Source organism: Nocardia sp. NPDC020380, assembly GCF_044386975.1.
Classification (GTDB): Bacteria; Actinomycetota; Actinomycetes; order Mycobacteriales; family Mycobacteriaceae; genus Nocardia.
In genome coordinates this window covers 86,845-106,060 of record NZ_JBIRVQ010000014.1, presented here as the reverse complement: position 1 = coordinate 106,060, position 19,216 = coordinate 86,845, and the positions used below count along the sequence as shown (strand labels likewise).

18 protein-coding genes and 1 pseudogene are annotated in these 19,216 nt (G+C 66.3%); 17 read left to right on the top strand and 2 right to left on the bottom strand.

Features of this window, described 5'->3' with window-relative positions; translation table 11 throughout:
* Positions 1-10 precede the first annotated feature (10 nt).
* The 12 genes and pseudogenes from ACH438_RS34260 (at position 11) to ACH438_RS34205 (ending at position 13,050) form a co-directional block, all read left to right on the top strand.
* On the top strand, positions 11-784 hold the full coding sequence (locus ACH438_RS34260) for an enoyl-CoA hydratase/isomerase family protein (RefSeq protein ID WP_397012931.1): 774 nt from the start codon (positions 11-13) through the stop codon (positions 782-784).
* 8 nt (positions 785-792) lie between these two features.
* A complete protein-coding gene (locus ACH438_RS34255; protein ID WP_397012929.1) occupies positions 793-2,511 on the top strand; it encodes a class I adenylate-forming enzyme family protein in 1,719 nt (572 codons plus the stop codon).
* Positions 2,508-3,779: a Rieske 2Fe-2S domain-containing protein gene (locus tag ACH438_RS34250; RefSeq protein WP_397012927.1), complete on the top strand. Its 1,272-nt coding sequence runs from the start codon at positions 2,508-2,510 to the stop codon at positions 3,777-3,779. The genes ACH438_RS34255 and ACH438_RS34250 overlap by 4 nt, the downstream gene beginning before the upstream one ends.
* Entirely contained in the window at positions 3,779-4,264 is a 486-nt protein-coding gene (locus tag ACH438_RS34245; RefSeq protein ID WP_397012925.1) for an aromatic-ring-hydroxylating dioxygenase subunit beta, read from the top strand. Before ACH438_RS34250 ends, ACH438_RS34245 begins: the two co-directional genes overlap by 1 nt.
* 99 nt (positions 4,265-4,363) lie before the next feature.
* Positions 4,364-4,561 carry a hypothetical protein gene (locus ACH438_RS34240; RefSeq protein WP_397013249.1) on the top strand — a complete coding sequence of 66 codons (198 nt, stop codon included), beginning with the start codon at positions 4,364-4,366 and terminating at the stop codon, positions 4,559-4,561.
* Positions 4,558-5,805, top strand: coding sequence for an acetyl-CoA hydrolase/transferase family protein (locus tag ACH438_RS34235; protein WP_397012923.1), 1,248 nt, complete (start codon positions 4,558-4,560; stop codon positions 5,803-5,805). Before ACH438_RS34240 ends, ACH438_RS34235 begins: the two co-directional genes overlap by 4 nt.
* A gap of 19 nt (positions 5,806-5,824) precedes the next feature.
* Positions 5,825-7,021, top strand: a complete 1,197-nt coding sequence (locus ACH438_RS34230) for an acetyl-CoA C-acetyltransferase (RefSeq protein ID WP_397012921.1) — start codon at positions 5,825-5,827, stop codon at positions 7,019-7,021.
* Positions 7,018-8,478: an OB-fold domain-containing protein gene (locus tag ACH438_RS34225; RefSeq protein WP_397012918.1), complete on the top strand. Its 1,461-nt coding sequence runs from the start codon at positions 7,018-7,020 to the stop codon at positions 8,476-8,478. Before ACH438_RS34230 ends, ACH438_RS34225 begins: the two co-directional genes overlap by 4 nt.
* A pseudogene (locus tag ACH438_RS34220) lies at positions 8,475-9,308 on the top strand (acetyl-CoA acetyltransferase); the annotation flags it as partial. The gene ACH438_RS34225 and the pseudogene ACH438_RS34220, both read left to right, overlap by 4 nt.
* Positions 9,309-9,356: 48 nt before the next feature.
* Positions 9,357-10,517 carry an acyl-CoA dehydrogenase family protein gene (locus ACH438_RS34215; RefSeq protein WP_397013247.1) on the top strand — a complete coding sequence of 387 codons (1,161 nt, stop codon included), beginning with the start codon at positions 9,357-9,359 and terminating at the stop codon, positions 10,515-10,517.
* Positions 10,518-10,542: 25 nt separating this feature from the next.
* The gene (locus ACH438_RS34210; RefSeq protein WP_397012915.1) at positions 10,543-11,856 is read left to right on the top strand and encodes a phytoene desaturase family protein; all 1,314 of its coding nucleotides are present in this window, start codon (positions 10,543-10,545) and stop codon (positions 11,854-11,856) included.
* Positions 11,857-11,868: 12 nt separating this feature from the next.
* The gene (locus tag ACH438_RS34205) at positions 11,869-13,050 is read left to right on the top strand and encodes an enoyl-CoA hydratase-related protein (protein ID WP_397012912.1); all 1,182 of its coding nucleotides are present in this window, start codon (positions 11,869-11,871) and stop codon (positions 13,048-13,050) included.
* Positions 13,051-13,100: 50 nt separating this feature from the next.
* Here ACH438_RS34205 and ACH438_RS34200 read toward each other — a convergent pair whose 3' ends face one another.
* Entirely contained in the window at positions 13,101-14,258 is a 1,158-nt protein-coding gene (locus tag ACH438_RS34200) for an acyl-CoA dehydrogenase family protein (RefSeq protein ID WP_397012909.1), read from the bottom strand.
* Positions 14,259-14,382: 124 nt separating this feature from the next.
* Here ACH438_RS34200 and ACH438_RS34195 point away from each other — a divergent pair, with 124 nt between their 5' ends.
* Together ACH438_RS34195 and ACH438_RS34190 are read left to right on the top strand one after the other, a co-directional pair.
* Complete coding sequence (locus ACH438_RS34195) at positions 14,383-15,324, top strand: acyl dehydratase (protein WP_397013244.1); 942 nt, start codon at positions 14,383-14,385, stop codon at positions 15,322-15,324.
* Between the two features lie 139 nt (positions 15,325-15,463).
* Positions 15,464-15,607: a hypothetical protein gene (locus tag ACH438_RS34190; protein ID WP_397012907.1), complete on the top strand. Its 144-nt coding sequence runs from the start codon at positions 15,464-15,466 to the stop codon at positions 15,605-15,607.
* Between the two features lie 27 nt (positions 15,608-15,634).
* On the opposite strand, the gene ACH438_RS34185 is transcribed toward ACH438_RS34190, so the two are convergent.
* The gene (locus ACH438_RS34185; protein WP_397013270.1) at positions 15,635-15,805 is read right to left on the bottom strand and encodes a hypothetical protein; all 171 of its coding nucleotides are present in this window, start codon (positions 15,803-15,805) and stop codon (positions 15,635-15,637) included.
* Between ACH438_RS34185 and ACH438_RS34180 the strand changes: the two genes are divergently transcribed.
* The 3 genes from ACH438_RS34180 to ACH438_RS34170 all read left to right on the top strand — a co-directional run bounded on the left by ACH438_RS34180 (position 15,746) and on the right by ACH438_RS34170 (position 19,196).
* Positions 15,746-15,985 (top strand): nitrilase-related carbon-nitrogen hydrolase, encoded by a 240-nt coding sequence (locus ACH438_RS34180; RefSeq protein ID WP_397013242.1) that lies wholly within the window; start codon positions 15,746-15,748, stop codon positions 15,983-15,985. The two genes, ACH438_RS34185 and ACH438_RS34180, sit on opposite strands and share 60 nt — an antisense overlap.
* A gap of 100 nt (positions 15,986-16,085) precedes the next feature.
* Entirely contained in the window at positions 16,086-18,614 is a 2,529-nt protein-coding gene (locus ACH438_RS34175; protein ID WP_397012904.1) for an excinuclease ABC subunit UvrA, read from the top strand.
* Positions 18,615-18,713: 99 nt separating this feature from the next.
* Positions 18,714-19,196 carry a hypothetical protein gene (locus ACH438_RS34170; RefSeq protein ID WP_397012902.1) on the top strand — a complete coding sequence of 161 codons (483 nt, stop codon included), beginning with the start codon at positions 18,714-18,716 and terminating at the stop codon, positions 19,194-19,196.
* Positions 19,197-19,216 lie beyond the last annotated feature (20 nt).

The window sequence follows — 19,216 nt, the reverse complement described above, 5'->3', positions numbered from 1 at the left end:
GGACATCAAGATGAGCGAAGTCGTCCTCACCGAGGATCGCGGCCCGACCCGAATCATCACCCTCAACCGGCCCGAACGCCGCAATGCCATCGACATCCCACTGCGCATCGCGCTGGCCGAACGACTCGAAACGGCCATGGCCGATCCCGATGTGCGAGTAATCGTGCTGACCGGAGCAGGAAAGGGCTTCTGCGCCGGCGGCGACATCTCCACAATGGAACGAATGCCCGAGTCGGTCAGCCGCCCCAGAGCCCAAGCGGCACAACGGGTCATCCGCGCGATCTGGTCCGGCCCCAAGCCGGTTCTGGCCGCCGTGGAGGGAGCGGCCTTCGGTGCGGGCGTCGCCTTGGCCATCGCCTGCGACCGCCTGATCACCGCCGAGAACGCGATCTTCTCCACCGCCTTCACCGGCGTCGGACTAGCCGGTGACATGGGCATCTTCGCCTCACTACCCGCCCGCGTAGGCCCGGCCCGCGCCCGCCAGCTCATGCTGCTGCCCCAGCGACTGAACGGCCGCGAAGCCTTCGATCTGGGCCTCGCCGATGTGGTCGTACCACCCGGCACCACACTCGACTCCGCCCTCGACGATGCCGATCGCATCGCCACCGGAGCGCCCCTCGCGCTACGTGAACTGAAGGCATCCCTGGCCCGCTGGCCCAGCGATCCGATGACCATGCTCGATCACGAGGTTGACGCACAGGTCCGTCTCTTCGACACCGAGGACTTCGCCGAAGGTGTCGCGGCGTTCCACGAACGCCGAACCCCGAAATTCCACGGTCGATAGGTACGTGCATGGCCACCGAACCCCAATTGCGCGATATCCGCTCCAGGCGAGATGAACTGCTGAAAGCGTTCCCGCACTGGACAACCCGATCACTCGGCGATTGGCTGGACGACCGTGCGGCCCGATACGGCGAACGGCCGCTCGTCATCACCGATGAGGTCACTCTCAGCTACGCCGAAACCGCGGCGCTGGCGGTTCGTTTCGCGGACGGGCTGGTGACGTTGGGCATCCGCCCCGGCGATCACGTAGCGCTGCTGATGGCCAACTATCCGGAGTTCGTGCCGCTCAAGTTCGCGATTGCGAAGGCCGGGGCGGTCGCGGTGCCGTTGAACTATCTCTACCGCGCCGATGAACTCGCGTATGTGCTCGGGCAATCCGAGTGCCGGGCTTTGATCACGATGACCGGGTTCGCAGGCCTGGACTACCTCGGCATGCTAGACGAGATCGCGCCCGGCTGGGAGCAGCTCGATCGCGATTACGCGCGACTTCCTCAGCTGCACACAGTCATTCAGCTCTCGACCGACGGTAGGGAGCGTGACGGCGTCATCACGGTCGAGGATCTGGGCACTCTCGGCGACCGGTACTCCGGCGCGGCTGCCGGGGTCATCGTCGAGCCGGGTGGGGTCGGCGACATCCTCTACACCTCCGGCACCACCGGATCACCCAAAGGCGTGATGGTCACCCACGATGCGGTGCTGCGCACCGGATTCGGATCCGCGCTCACCCGCGCCTTCGAGGACGCCCGCCGGATCCTGTTCTCCCTACCCTGCTACCACATGTTCGGATATGTGGAAGGCATCATCGCCGCCACTATGGTTGGCGGCGCGGTTATCCCGCAGCCGTCGTTCAGCCCCGAAGGCTACCTATCGGGCATCGAGCAGCATCGGGCCACGGACATCCTCTGCGTACCCACCATGACCATTGCGCTGCTGGAGCATCCGAAACGCCACGACTACAACCTGTCCTCGCTGACGGCGGTGCTCTCCGGCGCCGCACCCGCACCGGTCTGGCTGTGGGAGCGCGTGCGCGACGAACTGGGCGCGAGCGAGATAGTCACCGGCTACGGCATGACCGAGACCGGCGGCGCCATGACCCTGACCCGCCCCGAGGATCCCTACGAACTCACCTCCTCTACGGTCGGCGCTCCGAAATCGGCCGGCCCGGCAGGGCTTCCGGACGGCGCGCTGGTGGAGTACCGCACCGCCGATCCGGCGACCGGGGAGTTCCTGCCCGAGGGCACGGAAGGCGAACTGATCTCCCGCGGCCCGACCGCCATGCTCGGCTTCTGGGCCAAACCCGAGGAGACCGCCCGCGGCCTGCGCGACGGCTGGGTGTACTCCGGCGATCTCGGCCGGGTCCGCCCCGACGGATACCTGGAGGTCACCGGCCGCTCCAAGGAGCTCTACAAGAGCGGCGGAGAACTCGTCATGCCCAAGGAAATCGAGGAATTGCTCACCGCGCGCCCGGAGATCAGCCAGGCCTACCTGATCGGATTGGCCGATCTCCGCTGGGGCGAGGCGGGTTGCGCGTGCATCGTGCGCGCCCCCGATTCGGTCATCACGGCTGATCAGGTCATCGAGATCTGCAAGGCCGAGCTTGCCCGGTTCAAGGTTCCCAAGCACGTCGTATTCCTCGACGCGGACGACCTGCCCACCACCCCGACCGGCAAGGTACAGAAGTTCCGCCTCGTGGAGTACGCGACCGCACGATTGGAGCAGCAGACATGACGGCGACGATCCCGCCGCAGGCGAAACAGACTCCCCGTGGGGACTATTCGCGACTCATCCACCCCGAGCGCGTGCACGGCTCGCTCTATACCGACCCGGCCGTATTCGCCGACGAGCTGGGACGCATCTGGTACGGCGGCTGGGTGTTCGTCGGTCACGAGTCGGAGGTGCCGCAGCCGAACGACTACGTGCGCAAACGGATCGGCCCGCAGGACGTCATCATGGTCCGTGACCGCGGCGGTGAACTGCGCATCGTCACCAACCGCTGCGCGCACCGCGGCAATCTGGTGTGCGACGAACCGAACGGCAATGCCGGCTCCTTCCGCTGCCCCTATCACGGCTGGACCTACCGCAATACCGGTGAGCTGCTCGGCTATCCGTTCAACAAGGGGTACGGCGGCCGGAAACTAGAACTCGGGCTGGGCGTGCTGCCGCGCGTCGAGAGCTACCACGGGTTCGTCTTCGCCAGCTTCAAAGCCGATGTGCCGCCGCTGCTCGAGCACCTCGGCGCGGCGGCCGGTGAGATCGACCGGCTGGCCCGGTTGTCGCCGACCGGCAAGGTGCGCCTCGACACCGGCTGGCTCAAACATCGCACCCGCGCGAACTGGAAACTGCTGGCGGAGAACGAGACAGACGGCTACCACCCGCAGTTCGTGCACAGCTCCATCTTCACGGTGACCGGCTCCACCATCGGCCCGCTCTACAGCGACGCCTCCACCGCCGTCACCCGCGCGCTCGGCAACGGCCACAGCGAGAACGATCTCCGTCCGGAGTTCCGCAAGTTCGCCGAGCCCATGCGCTGGTTCGGCACCACCGAAGATCGGGTGCCGGAGTATGTGGCCGCGATGCGGGCGGTGCACGGCGAGGCGGCCGAGCAGATCCTCATCGAGGGCGCGCCGCACGTCATGATCTTCCCGAACCTGTTCATCGCGGAAATCCAGGTCTTCAATATCCAGCCGCTGTCGGCCCACGAGTGCATCCAGTACTCCACCTCGGTGCAACTGGATGGCGCGAACGAACTGAACCGGCGGATGCTCTCGCAGTCCATCGGCTCGGTCGGCCCGGCGGGCATGCTGCTCGCCGATGACACCGAAATGTATGAGCGCAATCAGGCGGGCGTGGCGCAACTGCTCCCCGAATGGCTGGATATCCGGCGCGGTATTGACCGAGAATCATTGGACGAGAACGGATTCCGCATCGGCGGCGCGACCGATGAGACCGCCATGCGGGCGTTCTGGCAGCACTACAAGAACCTGATGGAGCAGTGATGACCGCCGCGACCGGAATCGACCTGCGCGAGATCGAACAGTTCATCTACCGCGAGGCCCGCTTCGCCGACGAACACGATTACGACGCATGGGAAGCCTTGTGGACCGAGGACGCCCTGTACTGGGTGCCGGTCGACGGCGGCGGCTACGACCCGGAACGCCAGGTGTCGATCATGTACGACAACCGCCGCCGCATCGCCACCCGGCTCCAACAACTACGCACCGGCAAGCGCTACGCGCAATCCCCGCCGTCGAACCTGCGCCGCACCACCTCGAACGTCGAATTGCTCGAGGCAGTAGGTGACGAGGTGACAGTCGGCGCGAATTTCGTGCTGTACGAATCGAAGCCACGCGGCATCGAGACGTGGGCGGGTCGCGTCACCTACGTGCTGCGGCGCGTGGACGGCGAGCTGAAGATGGCGCGCAAGACCGTGCTGCTCGTCAACAGTGCCGAAGCCGTCCCCACCATGGGCTTTCTGATCTGAGGCGGGTCGATGGCATCGGAAAACCCGGATCCCCCCGTCGAGTTCCATGGCCGCGGGCCCGCATCCAGCGCGACTGGTCTCACAGCTGACGAATTCGGCCTGGTGCACAACGAATTCGCGCAGGTCGCCGTGGCCGTCGACGCCACAGCGAACGGGCCGCGCCTGCGCCTGCGGGACTTGAAGACCGGCCGCATACGCTTCCTCGACGCGCTCGAGCTCGAGACCCTCGTATGGCTGCCCGCCGAGCGCATGGAATTGCTGCTCGACCCCTCGGCCGACCGCTGGCGCGACGCATGACACCGCAACACATACCCGTCGAGAACCTCGATCTCGGTCCCTACCTACGGACCGGGGATACCGTCGTCTGGGGTCAGGCCTGCGCCGAACCACTGACCCTGGTCGAGGCGCTCGTGCGGCAGCGAGCCCGGTTCGGCACGCTGCGTTGCTTTCTCGGCATCCAGTTCGCGGGCACCATCGTCCCCGAACATGCCGACCACCTGCGTCTGGTCTCCTACTGCGGTACGGGCGCGAATCGGGCATTGGCGAAAGCGGGCGTACTGGATATCTATCCGGGCCACTACTCGACGCTGCCCTGGCTGGTGTCGTGTGGCCCGCTGCGTGCGGACGTCGTATTCGTGCAATGCGCCGCGCTCGGTGGTGGCCGCTACAGCCTCGGCCTGGCCGACGACTACCTGACCGCCGCCATCGCTGCGGCCCGTGTGGTCATCGCCGAGGTCAGCGATCAGGTGCCGGCCACCCCCGGCGCGCGCTACCTCACGCACGCCGACATCGACGTCATTGTCGAAACCTCGCGGCCCCCGATCGAATCGGCCACTCCCTCCGGGGACGAGGTCACGGCGCGGATCGCGGAGAACGTCGCCGGCCTCATCGACGACGGCGCGACCCTGCAATTCGGGATCGGCGCGCTACCGGAACTGATCCTGCGGCAGTTGAAGGACCGCCGTCACCTCGGCATCCACTCCGGCCTGATGAACGACGCGGCCGTGGACCTGGTCGAATGCGGGGCGGTCACGGGGGAGCGGAAGACCACCGACGTCGGAAAGTCGGTCTGCGCCATGCTGATCGGTACTCGACGACTGTTCCGAGCCGCGCATCGAAGCCAGGCCGTCGAACTGCATCCCGCCACGCACACCCACAACCCCGGTGTACTGGCCGTGCAAAACCGTTTCACCGCAATCAATTCCGCCATCGAGGTGGATCTCACCGGACAGGTCAACGCCGAGATCGCCGGGGGAACCTACGTCGGCGCAGTGGGCGGCGCCGCGGATTTCCTGCGTGCGGCCGCACATTCCCTCGGCGGCCTGCCTATTGTCGCGCTGCCGTCCACAGCGGGCACGCGCAGCCGCATCGTCGCCGAACTCTCGGGCCCGGTCAGCACCGCCCGCGCCGACGCCGGAATCTTCGTTACCGAGCACGGCATCGCCGATCTCCGCGGACTGCCCCTATCCGAGCGCCGACGCCGCATGATCGAGCTCGCGCACCCGGATCACCGGGCGCTCCTGGCAGCAGGAGTGCTGTGACCATCACGGAGGAATCATTATGAGACGGGCCGCGATTGTCAGCCCTCTGCGCACACCGGTCGGCACGTTCGGCGGCGCATTGCGTCCTGTTCCGGCCGAGCAACTGGCGGCGGCAATATTGAAGGCTGTCGTCGAACGCTCGGGCATCGACCCCGTGCGTATCGACGACGTATGTATGGCCCAGTCCTACGCCAATTCCGAGGCCCCCTGCATCGGGCGCTGGGCGGCCTTGGAAGCAGGGCTCCCGGTGGAACTGCCGGGCCTGCAGATCGACCGCCGCTGCGGCGGCGGACTCCAGTCGGTGATCACCGCCGCCATGATGGTGCAGACCGGCGCGGCCGATGTCGTGCTCGCCGGCGGCGTGGAGTCGATGAGCAATATCGAGTACTACACCCAGGACATGCGCTGGGGATCGCGCGCCGGGAACACCACCTTCTACGACCGCCTGGATCGCGGCCGCGAACGCTCGCAACCGGAACGGCGCTTCGGCCGCATCAGCGGCATGATCGAAACCGCCGAGAACCTGGCCGCCGCGTACGGCATAACCCGCGCCTCCGCCGACGAATTCGCCGCCCGCAGCCACCAGCGAGCGCACGCCGCATGGGAATCCGGCCGGTTCGACGTCGAAGTGATTCCCGTCGAGGTCCCCCAGCGAAAAGGGGACCCAGTGCTGTTCATCCGCGACGAGGGCATCCGCCCGGACTCCACCCCCGAATCGCTCGCCACCCTGCGCGTGATCCAGCCCAACGGCACTGTCACCGCGGGCAATTCGAGCCAGCAGAACGATGCCGCCGCGGCCTGCCTGGTCGTCGCCGAAGACGCCCTCGACGAACTCGGCCTCACTCCACTCGGCTTCCTGCACAGCTGGGCCGCCGCCGGCTGCGAACCCTCTCTGATGGGGATCGGACCGGTCCCCGCCGTCGCGAAACTCTTCGCCCGCACCGGCCTGACCTTCGACGACATGGACCTGGTGGAACTCAACGAGGCCTTCGCCGTCCAAGTCCTCGCCGTCCTGAAAGGCTGGGGCTTCGACGATCACGACCGCCTCAATGTCAACGGCTCCGGCATCTCCCTGGGCCACCCCATCGGCGCAACGGGCACCCGCATCCTCACCACGATGCTGCACGAACTAGACCGCTGCGGCGGCCGCTACGCTCTCGAATCCATGTGCATCGGCGGCGGCCAGGGCCTGGCGGCAGTATTCGAGGCAGCATGAACACCGGCATCCTCGCCTACGGCACCTACCTCCCCGCCCACCGCATCCAGCTGTCCGATCTCGGTGCGACGCTGAACATCAAGGCGGGCAAGGGTTCCCGCGTGGTCGCGAGCTACGACGAGGACAGCACAACTCTTGCAGTCGCGGCGGCGCAGGTGGCCCTGAACCAGCTACAGGGCGTCACGGCTGCGCGGACGGAGCACGCCAGGGTCGAAGAAGCGGCGGGTGGTCCGCATTCGGCCACGCGACGGCCGAGCAGTGAGGCAGCTCCAATCACTGCTCTGTATTTCGCAACTACCACACCCGCGTACGCGGACAAGACCAATGCGACGGCCATTCATGCGGCGCTCGGTTTGCCGGCCGGGGTCTTCGCCGCCGACGTGGCCGGGTCGGCACGCAGCGGTGTGGCTGCCTGGCGGGCCGCTGCATCCGGGCACGGACTGGCGGTATCGGCTGATATTCGAGTCGGGCGGCCGGGGTCGGCCGATGAGCGTGGCGGGGGAGATGGGGCGGCTGCCTTTGTTTTCGGAGCGGTAGACGATGCCTTGGCCGAGATCGTGGCCGAGGCGAGTGTGACCGCCGAATTCCTGGATCGCTGGCGCGAACCCGGTGCAGTGGCGGGCAATCAGTGGGAGGAGCGGTTCGGGCTCGAACAGTATGTGCCGCTTATCGAGCATGCTCGGGCCGAGGTGCTCGAACAGTCCGATGTGTTGGAACCGGACCATGTCGTGGTTGTCTCGCCCAACTCCGGGGTGCTGAAGCTGGCGGGAAGACGTTGGCCTGGAAGGAAATCCACCTCCGGATCGCCCATCGGGCACAGTGGCGCGGCCGACCTCGGGCTGGCGCTGGCAGCCGTGCTCGACAATGCCGGGCCCGACGAAACGATCCTGCTGCTGTCCGCCGCGGACGGGTGCGATGCCATCCTGCTGCGCACGACCGATCGACTGGCGGAACGCCGTCAACCCACGTCGGCGGCCGAGCAATTAGCGCGGGGTTCGGATGTCCCGTACGCGACGTATCTCACCTGGCGTGGGCTGCTGGATCGGGAACCGCCACGGCGGCCCGAACCCGACCGCCCGGCCGCACCGCCTGCCGCGCGCGCGGTGGCGTGGAAGTTCGCCCTCACTGGAAGCCGCTGCACCGCCTGCGGTTTCACTCACCTCCCGCCAGCGCGTGTCTGCAAATCCTGCGGCGCGATCGATGCCATGACCAGGGCTCCCAAGGCAGCCGAGGACGGGACGGTCGCCACCTTCACCGTCGACCGGCTCGCGTACTCACCCGCGCCACCCGTGGTAGCAGCCGTGATCGACTTCGACGGTGGCGGACGCTGCACGCTCGAAGTGGCCGACGGTGGCGCCGATCGGCTGGCAGTCGGCAGCCGGGTGCGGCCCGTGTTCCGGCGGCTGTACACGGCAGGCGGGGTGCACAACTACTTCTGGAAGGCCGTAGTGCTATGAGCAGCAAGGGCATTCGCGACAAGGTCGCTGTGGTCGCCATGGGCTGTACCCGGTTCGGGGAACGCTGGGATCGCTCGGCGGAGGTTCTGCTGCTGGACGCCGTGAACGAATGCTTCAACGGCAATCCGCGACTCGAGCGCAATGCCGTGGATGCCTACTGGCTCGGCACGCTGTCCAGCGCGCAGAGCGGACTGATCCTCAGCAAGACACTGGGATTGGACTACACGCCCGTCACCCGGGTCGAGAATTACTGTGCCAGCGGGACCGAATCCCTCCGCAATGCCTGCTATGCCGTGGCCGCCGGCGCCTACGACATGGTGGTCGCCGCCGGCGTCGAGAAACTCAAGGACTCCGGATACTCCGGGCTGCTGCGCGGTGATCCACCCAATGACGGCACCGCCGCCGAACTCACCGTCACCGCGCCCGCGGCGTTCTCCATGCTCGATCCCGCGTACTGCGCGTGCCACGGTGTCGACCCGGCCGCCATGCGCGCCGCCATGACGCACGTGGCATGGAAGAACCACGCCAACGGCGCACGGAATCCCAAGGCACAGTTCCGATCCGAGGTGTCGAAGGACAAGATCGCGGGCGCGCCGCTGGTCGCCGGCCGACTCGGCGTCTTCGACTGCTCCGGCGTGTCCGACGGCGCGGCCTGCGCGGTCATCGTGGCCGCAGACCGGGCCCTCGAATACACCGACAATCCGATATACGTGAAAGGCGTCTCGGCAGTGGGCAGTCCGGGAAGGGGAGCGGTCGATCCCGCCTACGATTTCACCTCCTTCCCCGAAGTGGACCGCAATGCCCGCGACGCCGGGCTTCTTGACCGGCCGCCAATATTTAATCTACATTAAATTCAAGGGGAGCTGAGGAAGGTGACCGTGCAGGGACTCGTCCAAGACACCGAAGACCGCAAGCTGTTGCGCGACAGCGTCGCCAAGATCGCCGAGAAGTACGGCGCGAACTACTTCCTGGAACGGTCGCGGTCGGGCGGGAAGCTCGAGGAGCTGTGGGCGGAACTGGGCGCCTCGGGCATGCTCGGCGTACATCTGCCCGAGGAATACGGCGGCGGGGGAGCGGGGCTCTCCGAGCTGGCGGTGGTGATCGAAGAGCTCGCCGCGCACGGCATTCCGCTGCTGCTGACCGTGATCTCCCCGGCCATCTGCGGATCGATCCTCGCCGCACACGGATCGCCGGAGATGAAGCGAGAATGGCTACCCCGCATCGCGGATGGCACCGCCAAGATGGCGTTCTGCCTCACCGAACCCGAATCCGGTTCCAACAGCCACGCGGTCAAGACCACCGCGCGCTGCGACGGCGAGGACTGGCTCATCTCGGGCGGCAAGTACTTCATCTCCGCCGCCGACGAAGCCGACGCGCTGCTGGTCATCACCCGCACGGCAGACCTCGCGGGCGGCAAGCGCAATCCGCTGTCGATGTTCGTGGTGCCCGTCGACGTGCCCGGTGTGGTGCGACAGCCGCTCGACACCGCGGTCGTCTCACCGGATCACCAGTTCACGGTCTTCTTCGACGAGGTGCGGGTGGGTCCTGCCGCGTTGATCGGTGAGGCCGGCAACGGTCTGCGGCAGGTCTTCGCCGGACTCAACCCCGAGCGGATCCTGGCCGCGGCGATCAGCTCGGGCATCGGCCGCTACGCCATCGACAAGGCCGTGCGCTACGCCAAGGAACGCCAGGTGTGGTCGGTGCCGATCGGTGCACACCAAGGGATTTCGCATCCGCTGGCGGACTGCCACATCGCCGTCGAACTCGCCCGCATGTCCGTCTATCAAGCCGCGCAACTCTTCGACAACGGCGGAAACGCCGCCGCGGCAGCCAATATCGCCAAATACGCGGCCGCCGAGGCCTCGCTGAAGGCCCTCGACCAAGCCATCCAGACCCATGGCGGCAATGGCCTGTCCAAGGAATACGGGCTGGCCGAAATGTGGTTCGTGGCCCGGCTCATGCGCACCGCGCCGGTGAGCCGCGAGATGGTCCTCAACTTCGTCGCGCAGACCGTCCTCGGCCTGCCCGCGTCCTACTGAACTGTTCACCGGAGCAAGGAGAATCATGCCTGGAGTAACCGATCGGGTCGACGCACTGGTGATCGGCGCCGGCGCGGGGGGACTGTGCGCCGCGGCCCGGCTGTCGCACCTCGGCTATCGGACTCTCGTCGTCGAACGACTCGACAAGGTCGGTGGCCGCGCCTCTACGGACGAGGTCGATGGCTTCAAGGTCAACAACGGTGCCATCGTCATCGAACTTGGTGGCATCACCGAGGAGACCTTCGACGAGGTCGGTGCGAAATTCGATGTGCGCAAGGCGGAACCGCCGATCCTGTACCGCATCGGCGGCAAGGATGTGGACGTGACCGGCGGTGGGTGGGGGTTCCTGTTGTCCAAGCTGTCGCGGCAGGGCGCGAAGCTGGTGCAAGGATTGGGCGCCGCCCGCAACGACAGCGGGCTGCCCGAAAATGAACTGTCCCTGGCGGACTGGGTGACCAAGTACACCAAGAACGAATCGGTGCACGGCATCTTCCGCAATATGGCGGGATCGGTGTTCGCGGTCGGTTCCGAGGAGCTGCCCGCGCGGGTGTTCCTGACCTACTTCACCCGCAAGAGCGCGTTCAAGAAGTTCGGCTTCTGCCCCGACGGCACCATCGGTGTGTGGAAGGCGCTCGCCGATGTGGTCGTGCAGAACGGCGGCGAGGTGTGGCTCGACAGCGAGGTCACCGCGCTGCACCTCGCCGACGGCCGGATCACCGGCGCCATCGTGCGGCGCGGTACCGAAACCGTCGATGTGACAGCCCGTTTCACGATCAGCGATATCGGCACCTACGACACCGCCGGGCTCGTGGGCCGCGATAACCTGCCCATCGACTACCTCGCCCAGGTCGATGCCGCCAACCGCCCGTGCGCCATGATCTCGGTCAACTTCGCCAGTCAGCAGCCACTCGTGAACGCCCCCGGCCTGACCAGCTTCGCCAAGACCCGCCGGCTCTGCTACATCGCCAACTTCACCGCGACCTGCCCCGAAATGGCGCCCGACGGCTGGTACCTCTACCAGGGCACCGCCGTCCCCAAACCCTCCGTCGGCGACTTCGACGAGGACGCCGAAACCCAACTCCTGCTCCAGGATCTGCGCGACGAGGTCCCCGGATTCGACGCCGCGCGCATCCTGTCGATCAACATCATGCGTGACGGCTGGCCGCCGCAGCGCGCTGTGGCCGGTTTCGATCTGCCGCAGCAGACTCCGATTCCGAATCTGTGGAATGTAGGGGACTCGGTGAAGGAATACGCCAACGGCGGGACCACCGCCTGCGCGGAGAATGCCAAGCTCGTCGTGGATCGGATTCGCGACGAATTCCCGGTGGCGGCGCAATGAGAGCGGTCGAGCATGTCTCGTGAGATTGCCGAGCGGTGGTATCGCGCACTCGCCGACGGTGACCGGGAGACCCTCGGCAAGGTGCTGCACCCGGATCTGGAAGTGCACGTCACGCCCGGAATGCCGTTGGGGCTGGGCGGCGTACATCGCGGTGCCCGCGCGGCTCTGCGTGACTTCTGGGGCGTCATTGCGCGCCACTATCGCGCCCGGGCCGTACCCGCCACGTTCGATGCCCTCTCCGATGGACGGCTGTTGGTCACGGGCCGCTACACCGGAAAGGCTCTCGGATCCGGCAAGCCGCTCGACGCCGAATTCACCCACCTGCTGACCTTCACTGATGGCCGGATCATCCGCATCGATCAGCTCACCGACAGTCGGCGCTGGCTCGACGCCCTCGCCGAGGACGGTCCTCTCGACACCATCGACTACACGGGCGACAACGGCGTCGCCACCCTCACTCTCAACCGCCCGACAGTACGCAACGCGATCAATCTGCAACTCGCCGAAGAGTTCCTGATCGCCGCCCGCCGCTGCGCCGCAGACGACTCGATACGCGCGCTCCTGATTAAAGGCAACGGCCCCGCCTTCACCGTCGGCGGCGACATCTCCTACTTCAACGACTGGCACGGCCCCTACGGAGACCTGTTCCGCCGCATGACCGGCCCCTTCCACGAAGCCTTCCGCATCCTCAGCCGCATCGACGCCCCAATCATCACCGCCGTACACGGTTCGATCGCCGGCGGCGGCCTCGGCTTCGCCTACATCGCGGACTTCGTACTCGCCGCCGAGGGAACCAAATTCGCCACCGGATTCGCCGCCATCGGACTCTCCGGCGACGGCGGCGGCACCTGGTTCCTGCCACGACTCGTAGGTCCGCGCCGAGCAGCGCAGATGTACCTCCGCAACCGCGTCCTGAACGCACAGGAAGCAGTCGACTGGGGAATCGCCACCGAAGTAGTCCCACCCGAAGAACTGGACACGCGCGCAATATCCCTGGCCCGTGAACTCGCCGCAGGGCCGACCGCAGCCTTCGGGCGGATGCGAGCGCTACTGCGCGATTCCTGGGGCAACAGCCTGTCCGAACAACTGCTCGCCGAGACCGAAGCACTTGCCGAAACCGGTGATTCGGCCGACGCGGCCAAGGCGATCGAGAGTTTCGCGGCCAAGCGCTCCCCGGACTTCGACGGCCGCTGAGCATCCGAATCGCGGGTCGCAATGCGACCCGCGATTCCTGGCATCCTCGCTCAGTACGTCAGCCCGCCACGTGCAATGAGCTGGCTCGCGATCACATTGCGCTGAATCTCGTTGGTGCCCTCACCGACGATCATGAGCGGGGCATCACGGAAATAGCGCTCGACATCGTATTCGGTGGAGTAGCCATTGCCGCCGTGAATGCGAACGGCATTGAGCGCGATCTCCATCGCCGCCTCGGAAGCAAAGAGCTTGGCCATGCCGGCCTCCATATCGCAGCGCTCGCCGGTGTCGAAGCGGTCCGCGGCGTGCAGGACCAGGGCGCGGGCCGCCGAGAGTTTGGTGGCCATATCGGCGAGGTAGTGGCCGATGGCCTGATGTTTCCAGATCGGCTGGCCGAAGCTCTCGCGGTCCCGGGCGTAGCGCAGGGCGTCGTCGAATGCCGCCTGCGCGACACCGAGTGCGCGGGAAGCGACTTGGATGCGGCCGGTCTCGAGGCCCTTCATCATCTGGGCGAACCCACGGCCCTCGACACCGCCGAGTACCGCGTCGAGCGGCGCGCGGTAGTCGTCGAAGGCGAGTTCGCAGCTTTCGACACCTTTGTATCCGAGCTTCGGCAGGTCTCGGGAGGCGGTCAGGCCCTGGCCGTGCTCCACCAACAGGATGCTGATGCCCTGGTGTCGCGGCTGGGACTTCGGATCCGTCTTACACAGCAGCGCAATCAGTTTCGAGTGCCGAGCGTTGCTGATCCACATCTTGGCGCCATTGATCGTGTACCCGTCGCCGGTCCGCTCGGCCACAGTGGTCATGGCCTGCAAGTCCGAGCCCCCACCCGGTTCGGTAAGCGCCATCGTGGCCCGCATCTCCCCGGTAGCCATCCGCGGCAGATACCTCTGCTTCTGCTCCTCGGTCCCAAAGGTGAGGATGAGCTTCGAGACGACGGTATGCCCGCCCATGGCCCCCGCCAAGCTCATCCACCCCCGCGCCAACTCCTCGGTCACCCCCACATAACAAGGCATCGAAACCTCGGTACCGCCATAGGTTTCCGGAATCGCCAACCCGAACACCCCCAGCTTCTTCATCTGATCGATGAGCGTCTCAGGATAGGTATTCGCATGCTCCAACTCCCGAACAACCGGCCGCACCTCCCGATCGACGAAGTCTCGAACAGTCCGGACAACGAACTTCTCTTCCTCCGGCAGCTGGCTCACGGCACTCCCTCGTTCGAGCGGAGGAGCGAACCAATCCGCCCCCACTTCCTTAGTTTAATGTAGATTAAAATCCGTGGTTGCTGAAGACACCGCCGGCCCCTACTTCGAAGACCTGCACCCGAACATGCGCTTCGACACCGCCCCCGCCGTCACCCTGACCGAGGGCCACGCCGCCGTCCACCAATCAATAGTTGGCGACCGCCTCCGCCTCCCCCTGGACACCACCCTCTCCACCCGAGTAACCGGCCGCTCCCCATTGGCCCACCCAGCCCTCGTCTGGAACCTGGCCATCGGCCAATCAACCCTCGCCACCCGCCAGGTAAAGGCCAACCTCTTCTACAGAGGCCTAGCCTTCCACCGCGCCCCCACCATCGGCGACACCCTCCACACCACAACCACAGTCGTTGCCCTACACCAAAATTCCCCCAAACCCAACCGCCCCGCCACCGGCCTAGCCGCCCTCCACATCATCACCGTCGACCAACAATCCCGCCCCATCCTCGACTTCCACCGCTGCGCCATGCTCCCCCTCCGCAATCAGAACGCCGAAACCGGCCACACAGACGACCTCTCAACCATCGGCACCGAAACCAACCTCGCCACCGCGAAGGCATCCTTCGCAGACTGGAACCTCGCCGCGTACCCCGACTCCACTCCAAGCGCCTCGGATCTGCACCCAGGCATGTCCTGGCAGATATCAGGCGGCGATACCGTCTCCAGCGCCCCCGAACTCGCCCGCCTGACCCTCAATATCGCAGCAGTACACCACGATTCAACAGCAGCCGGCGGCCGCCGCCTCGTCTACGGCGGCCACACAATCGCCCTCGCACTCGCCCAAATCACCCGAGACCTCCCCGGCCTCGTGACAGTCCCGGCCTGGCACAGCTGCGACCACACCGCTCCCGTCTACGAGGGCGACACCCTGCGCACCCACATCACGATCGATAGCCTGACGCCGCTCGGCGACCACGCAGCCCTACTCGACCTACACGCGGTCGTCACCGCAGACCGCGATGACGGCCGCGTACCAGTACTGGATTGGCGGTTCCTAGCGCTACATCGATGAAATCGGTTCACCGATGATGGCGAGACGCTGGACTCGATAGCGGCAAGACACGCACAGACGCTGCGGCAGGACGTGCATTCTGCAACTAAAAACACTGGTCAACGGCCTGCATTGGCACTTCGAACGCTATCGTCGTGCTGTGGCTCAGACGACGAGTTCCCCCGGCGATGAAGACGTTGCGCCGGAGCCTCTGATCGACGACGAGGACACCTTCGACATGGGCGGGCCGATCAGCAGGGGCGATATCCGCGCGGCGATGAGTCGTCGGGCCTGTGAGCGCTGAAGGCATCGCATTTCCTGAGCGAGGCTGCTATCGGCGTTTGTCCAGGGCGGTCTTGATGAGGGTTCGGGCTTCCTCACCGGTTACGGACTGGCCTGCCAGGATGTCGAATGTGCGGTGGTAGAGGCCGATCTCCTGGGGTTGGGTGATGTTGAGTTCGGCCGCGATCCCCTCGACGAGCACCATCTTGGTGTCGAACATGAGGAACTGTACGGCAACAGCATGGTGATCAGCCCCTTCGGCAAGGTCGTCGCCCGCGCGGGTAAAACCGACGAAATCCTGATCACCGACATCGACCTCGATCAGATCAAGGCCGCCAACGTAATCAGTGGATTCAAGAAGGATCGTGAAGTTGCCGAAAGCTACGCCGGCAAGATCTGACACGCCGCCCGGGGTGGCCATGGCGGACGCGTCATGGCCGCCTTTACCTTAGTTTCTCGTGTGCACGAACCATCCGAGCGCTTCGATCGAAGGGGATCAGATGTGTAGCGGTAAGCCGAAGGCGTCACCTCGCAGGTTCGAGGCACCGTTGTCGATCGAGGTGCGCGGCGCGCGGGTGCACAATCTGAAGGACATCGACGTCACCGTCCCGTTGGGCAAATTGGTTGCGGTGGCCGGTGTTTCGGGGTCGGGTAAGTCCTCGCTGGCGATGGGAGTGCTGTACTCCGAGGGGTCGCGGCGATACATCGAAGCCCTGTCGACATATACCCGGCGGCGGATGTCGCATGCGCCGCGCGCGGCCGTGGACAGCGTCGAGCATGTGCCGGCCGCGCTGGCGTTGCGGCAGCGGCCCGGGGTGCCTGGTGTGCGCAGTACCTTCGGCACCTCCACCGAGCTGCTCAACTATCTGCGACTGCTGTTCTCGCGCCTGGGCGCGCACCGCTGCCCCAACGGCCACTATCATGAGCCGACGATCGCTGTGGCCCAGGGCCTTTCGCTGACCTGCCCGGTGTGCGGGGTCGTCTTCACCCCGCCGGGAGCCGAATCGCTGGCCTTCAATTCCGACGGCGCGTGCCCGCGCTGCACCGGTACAGGGGTCGTCAACGAGATCGACGAGGCCGCACTGATCCCAGATCCTTCGCGCACGATAGCGGAGGGCGCCGTTGCGCCCTGGTCGATGTTCGGGCTGACGCTCATGCCTCAGATCGTGGCCGAGTTCGGTGTGCGCACCGACGTTCCGTACCGGAAGCTGACGGCCAAGGAGCGCCGCACCGTCCTGCACGGCCCGGCCGAAAAGCGGCACATCGCAGTCGCTTCCAAGAACGGCAAAGTCTTCGAGATGAACTTCACCTACATCAACGCCTACAGCGCGGTGGAGGACGCCGTGGCGAAGGCCACCGACGAGCGGGGCCTGACCCGGGTCAACAAGTTCATCACCCGCCAGGTGTGCCCGGACTGCCGTGGCACCCGCCTGAGCGAGGAGGCGCGGGCGCCGCTGGTCGACGGCATCAACCTCGCGGAGGCGACTGCGAAGACCCTCGATGAGGTGGTGGCATGGGTCCCGACCCTGGAGTCGACGCTGCCTCCGGAGATGGTGCAGATGGCCCGCAACATCATCGACAAGCTGCTCGAAACCGCCCGCCGACTGCTGGAATTGGGCCTCGGCTACCTCGGGCTGGACCGGGCCGGCGCGACGCTGTCGACCGGTGAACGTCAGCGCGTCCAGCTCGCCCGCGCGGTCCGCAATCAGACCACCGGCGTGCTCTACGTCCTCGACGAACCCTCGATCGGCCTGCATCCCTCCAATGTCGACGGCTTGCTCGGCGTCATGCGTGATCTGCTGCGCGACGGCAACTCCGTCGTCCTCGTCGATCATGATGTCCAGGTGCTGCGCGAGGCGGACTGGCTGATCGAGATGGGTCCCAGCTCCGGCACCGAAGGTGGACGGGTACTGGCCACCGGCGATCCCGTCGTGCTCGGCGCGAATCCGGCCTCGCTGCTCGGCGGGTTCCTGACCGGCCGCGAACCGGTGGTGGTGCGCGCTCGCGCCACCGCCGCGGAGATGTTCGACCGTGGACATATCCGCTTGTCCACCAAGCCGATTCATACCGTGCACGCCCTGGAACTGGACCTGCCGCAGGGGCGAGTGACCGCGGTGACCGGCGTCTCCGGATCGGGCAAGACCACCGCGATCCTGGAAAGCCTGGTCCCCGCCCTCGGCGCGGGAGCCACACTGCCGGAACATGTCACGGCCGTCGAGGCCGCCGCGATCACGCGGGTCGAGATGGTCGACGCCACGCCCATCGGCATCAATGTGCGTTCCACCGTCGCCACCTACAGCGGCGTCCTCGACGACCTGCGCCGCGCCTACGCCGCCACACCCGATGCCGAGGAACGCGGTCTCACCGCCGCCGACTTCTCGTACAACACCGGATCCCTGCGCTGCCCGCGCTGCGAAGGCACCGGCCAGATTTCGCTGGATGTCCAATTCCTGCCCGACGTCGACATCGACTGCCCGGAATGCGAAGGCAGCCGCTATTCCCCGGCCGCATACGAAATCCTGCGCGCTACACCGGATTCGGCGATCACCCTGCCGGATCTGCTCTGCCGCACCATCACTCAGGCCATCGACCTCGTCGGCGACATCCGCCGCGTCCGCACCCGGCTGCAAACCCTCAGCGACCTCGGCCTGGGCTATCTCACCCTGCACGAGGCGACGCCCGCCCTCTCCGGCGGCGAAGCGCAGCGCCTCAAACTTGCTACCGAACTGGGCCGCAACCAGACCGATACGCTGTTCGTCCTCGATGAGCCCAGCGTCGGCCTGCACCCCCTCGATATCCGCACCCTGCTGACGGTCATCGAACGCCTCAACGAACACGGCGCCACCGTCATCCTCATCGAACACGACCTCGACATGATCGCCAACGCCGACTACATCATCGATATGGGCCCGGGCGGCGGCACCGCGGGCGGCCGGATAGTCGCCACCGGCACACCCGACGACATCGCCCGCGACCCCCACAGCAGTACGGGCCGATACCTCGCCGAGCACCTGGCAACACACCCGTAGGGCGGCGAAGTGCGCACTACCTGAGTTTGCGTGAAATTAACTAGATGAGGTGATTGGTCGTGTTTATATTGACGCCGGACCCCATCTGGAGAGGATTCGATGATCAAGAAGGCAAAGCTGATTGTCGTAGCTGTCATATTGCCAGCGCTGATCGTGGTCGGCTGCTCCAGCAAGGGCACCAAGGACACGGTCCAACCCTCCACGACGACCGCGACGTCCACCGCCGTCCCTCCGGCCACGACTGCCCCGCCGGCCACCCGCACTCCCTCGCCCGCCAAAACCGTTCCGCCGACCAAGACCGTCGCGCCGACCACGGCCCCTGCCGGATGTATCGACGCGGACGGCCACGGTCCTGACGGCGCCACCACTCCCTGCCCGGCGCCTCCCACCACGCCCCCGGCGCCGGGCGGATGCATCGACGCCGACGGTCACGGTCCTGACGGCGCCACGACCCCTTGTCCCGCGCCCCCGCCGACCCCCTGCGTAGACGCGGACGGTCACGGTCCCGACGGTGCAACGGAGATCTGCCCGACCGCATGGGTTCCCGGCCATGCGGCCGGCCGAGACCTGTTGGCTGCCTAGCTCATTCCCGGCACGGGCGA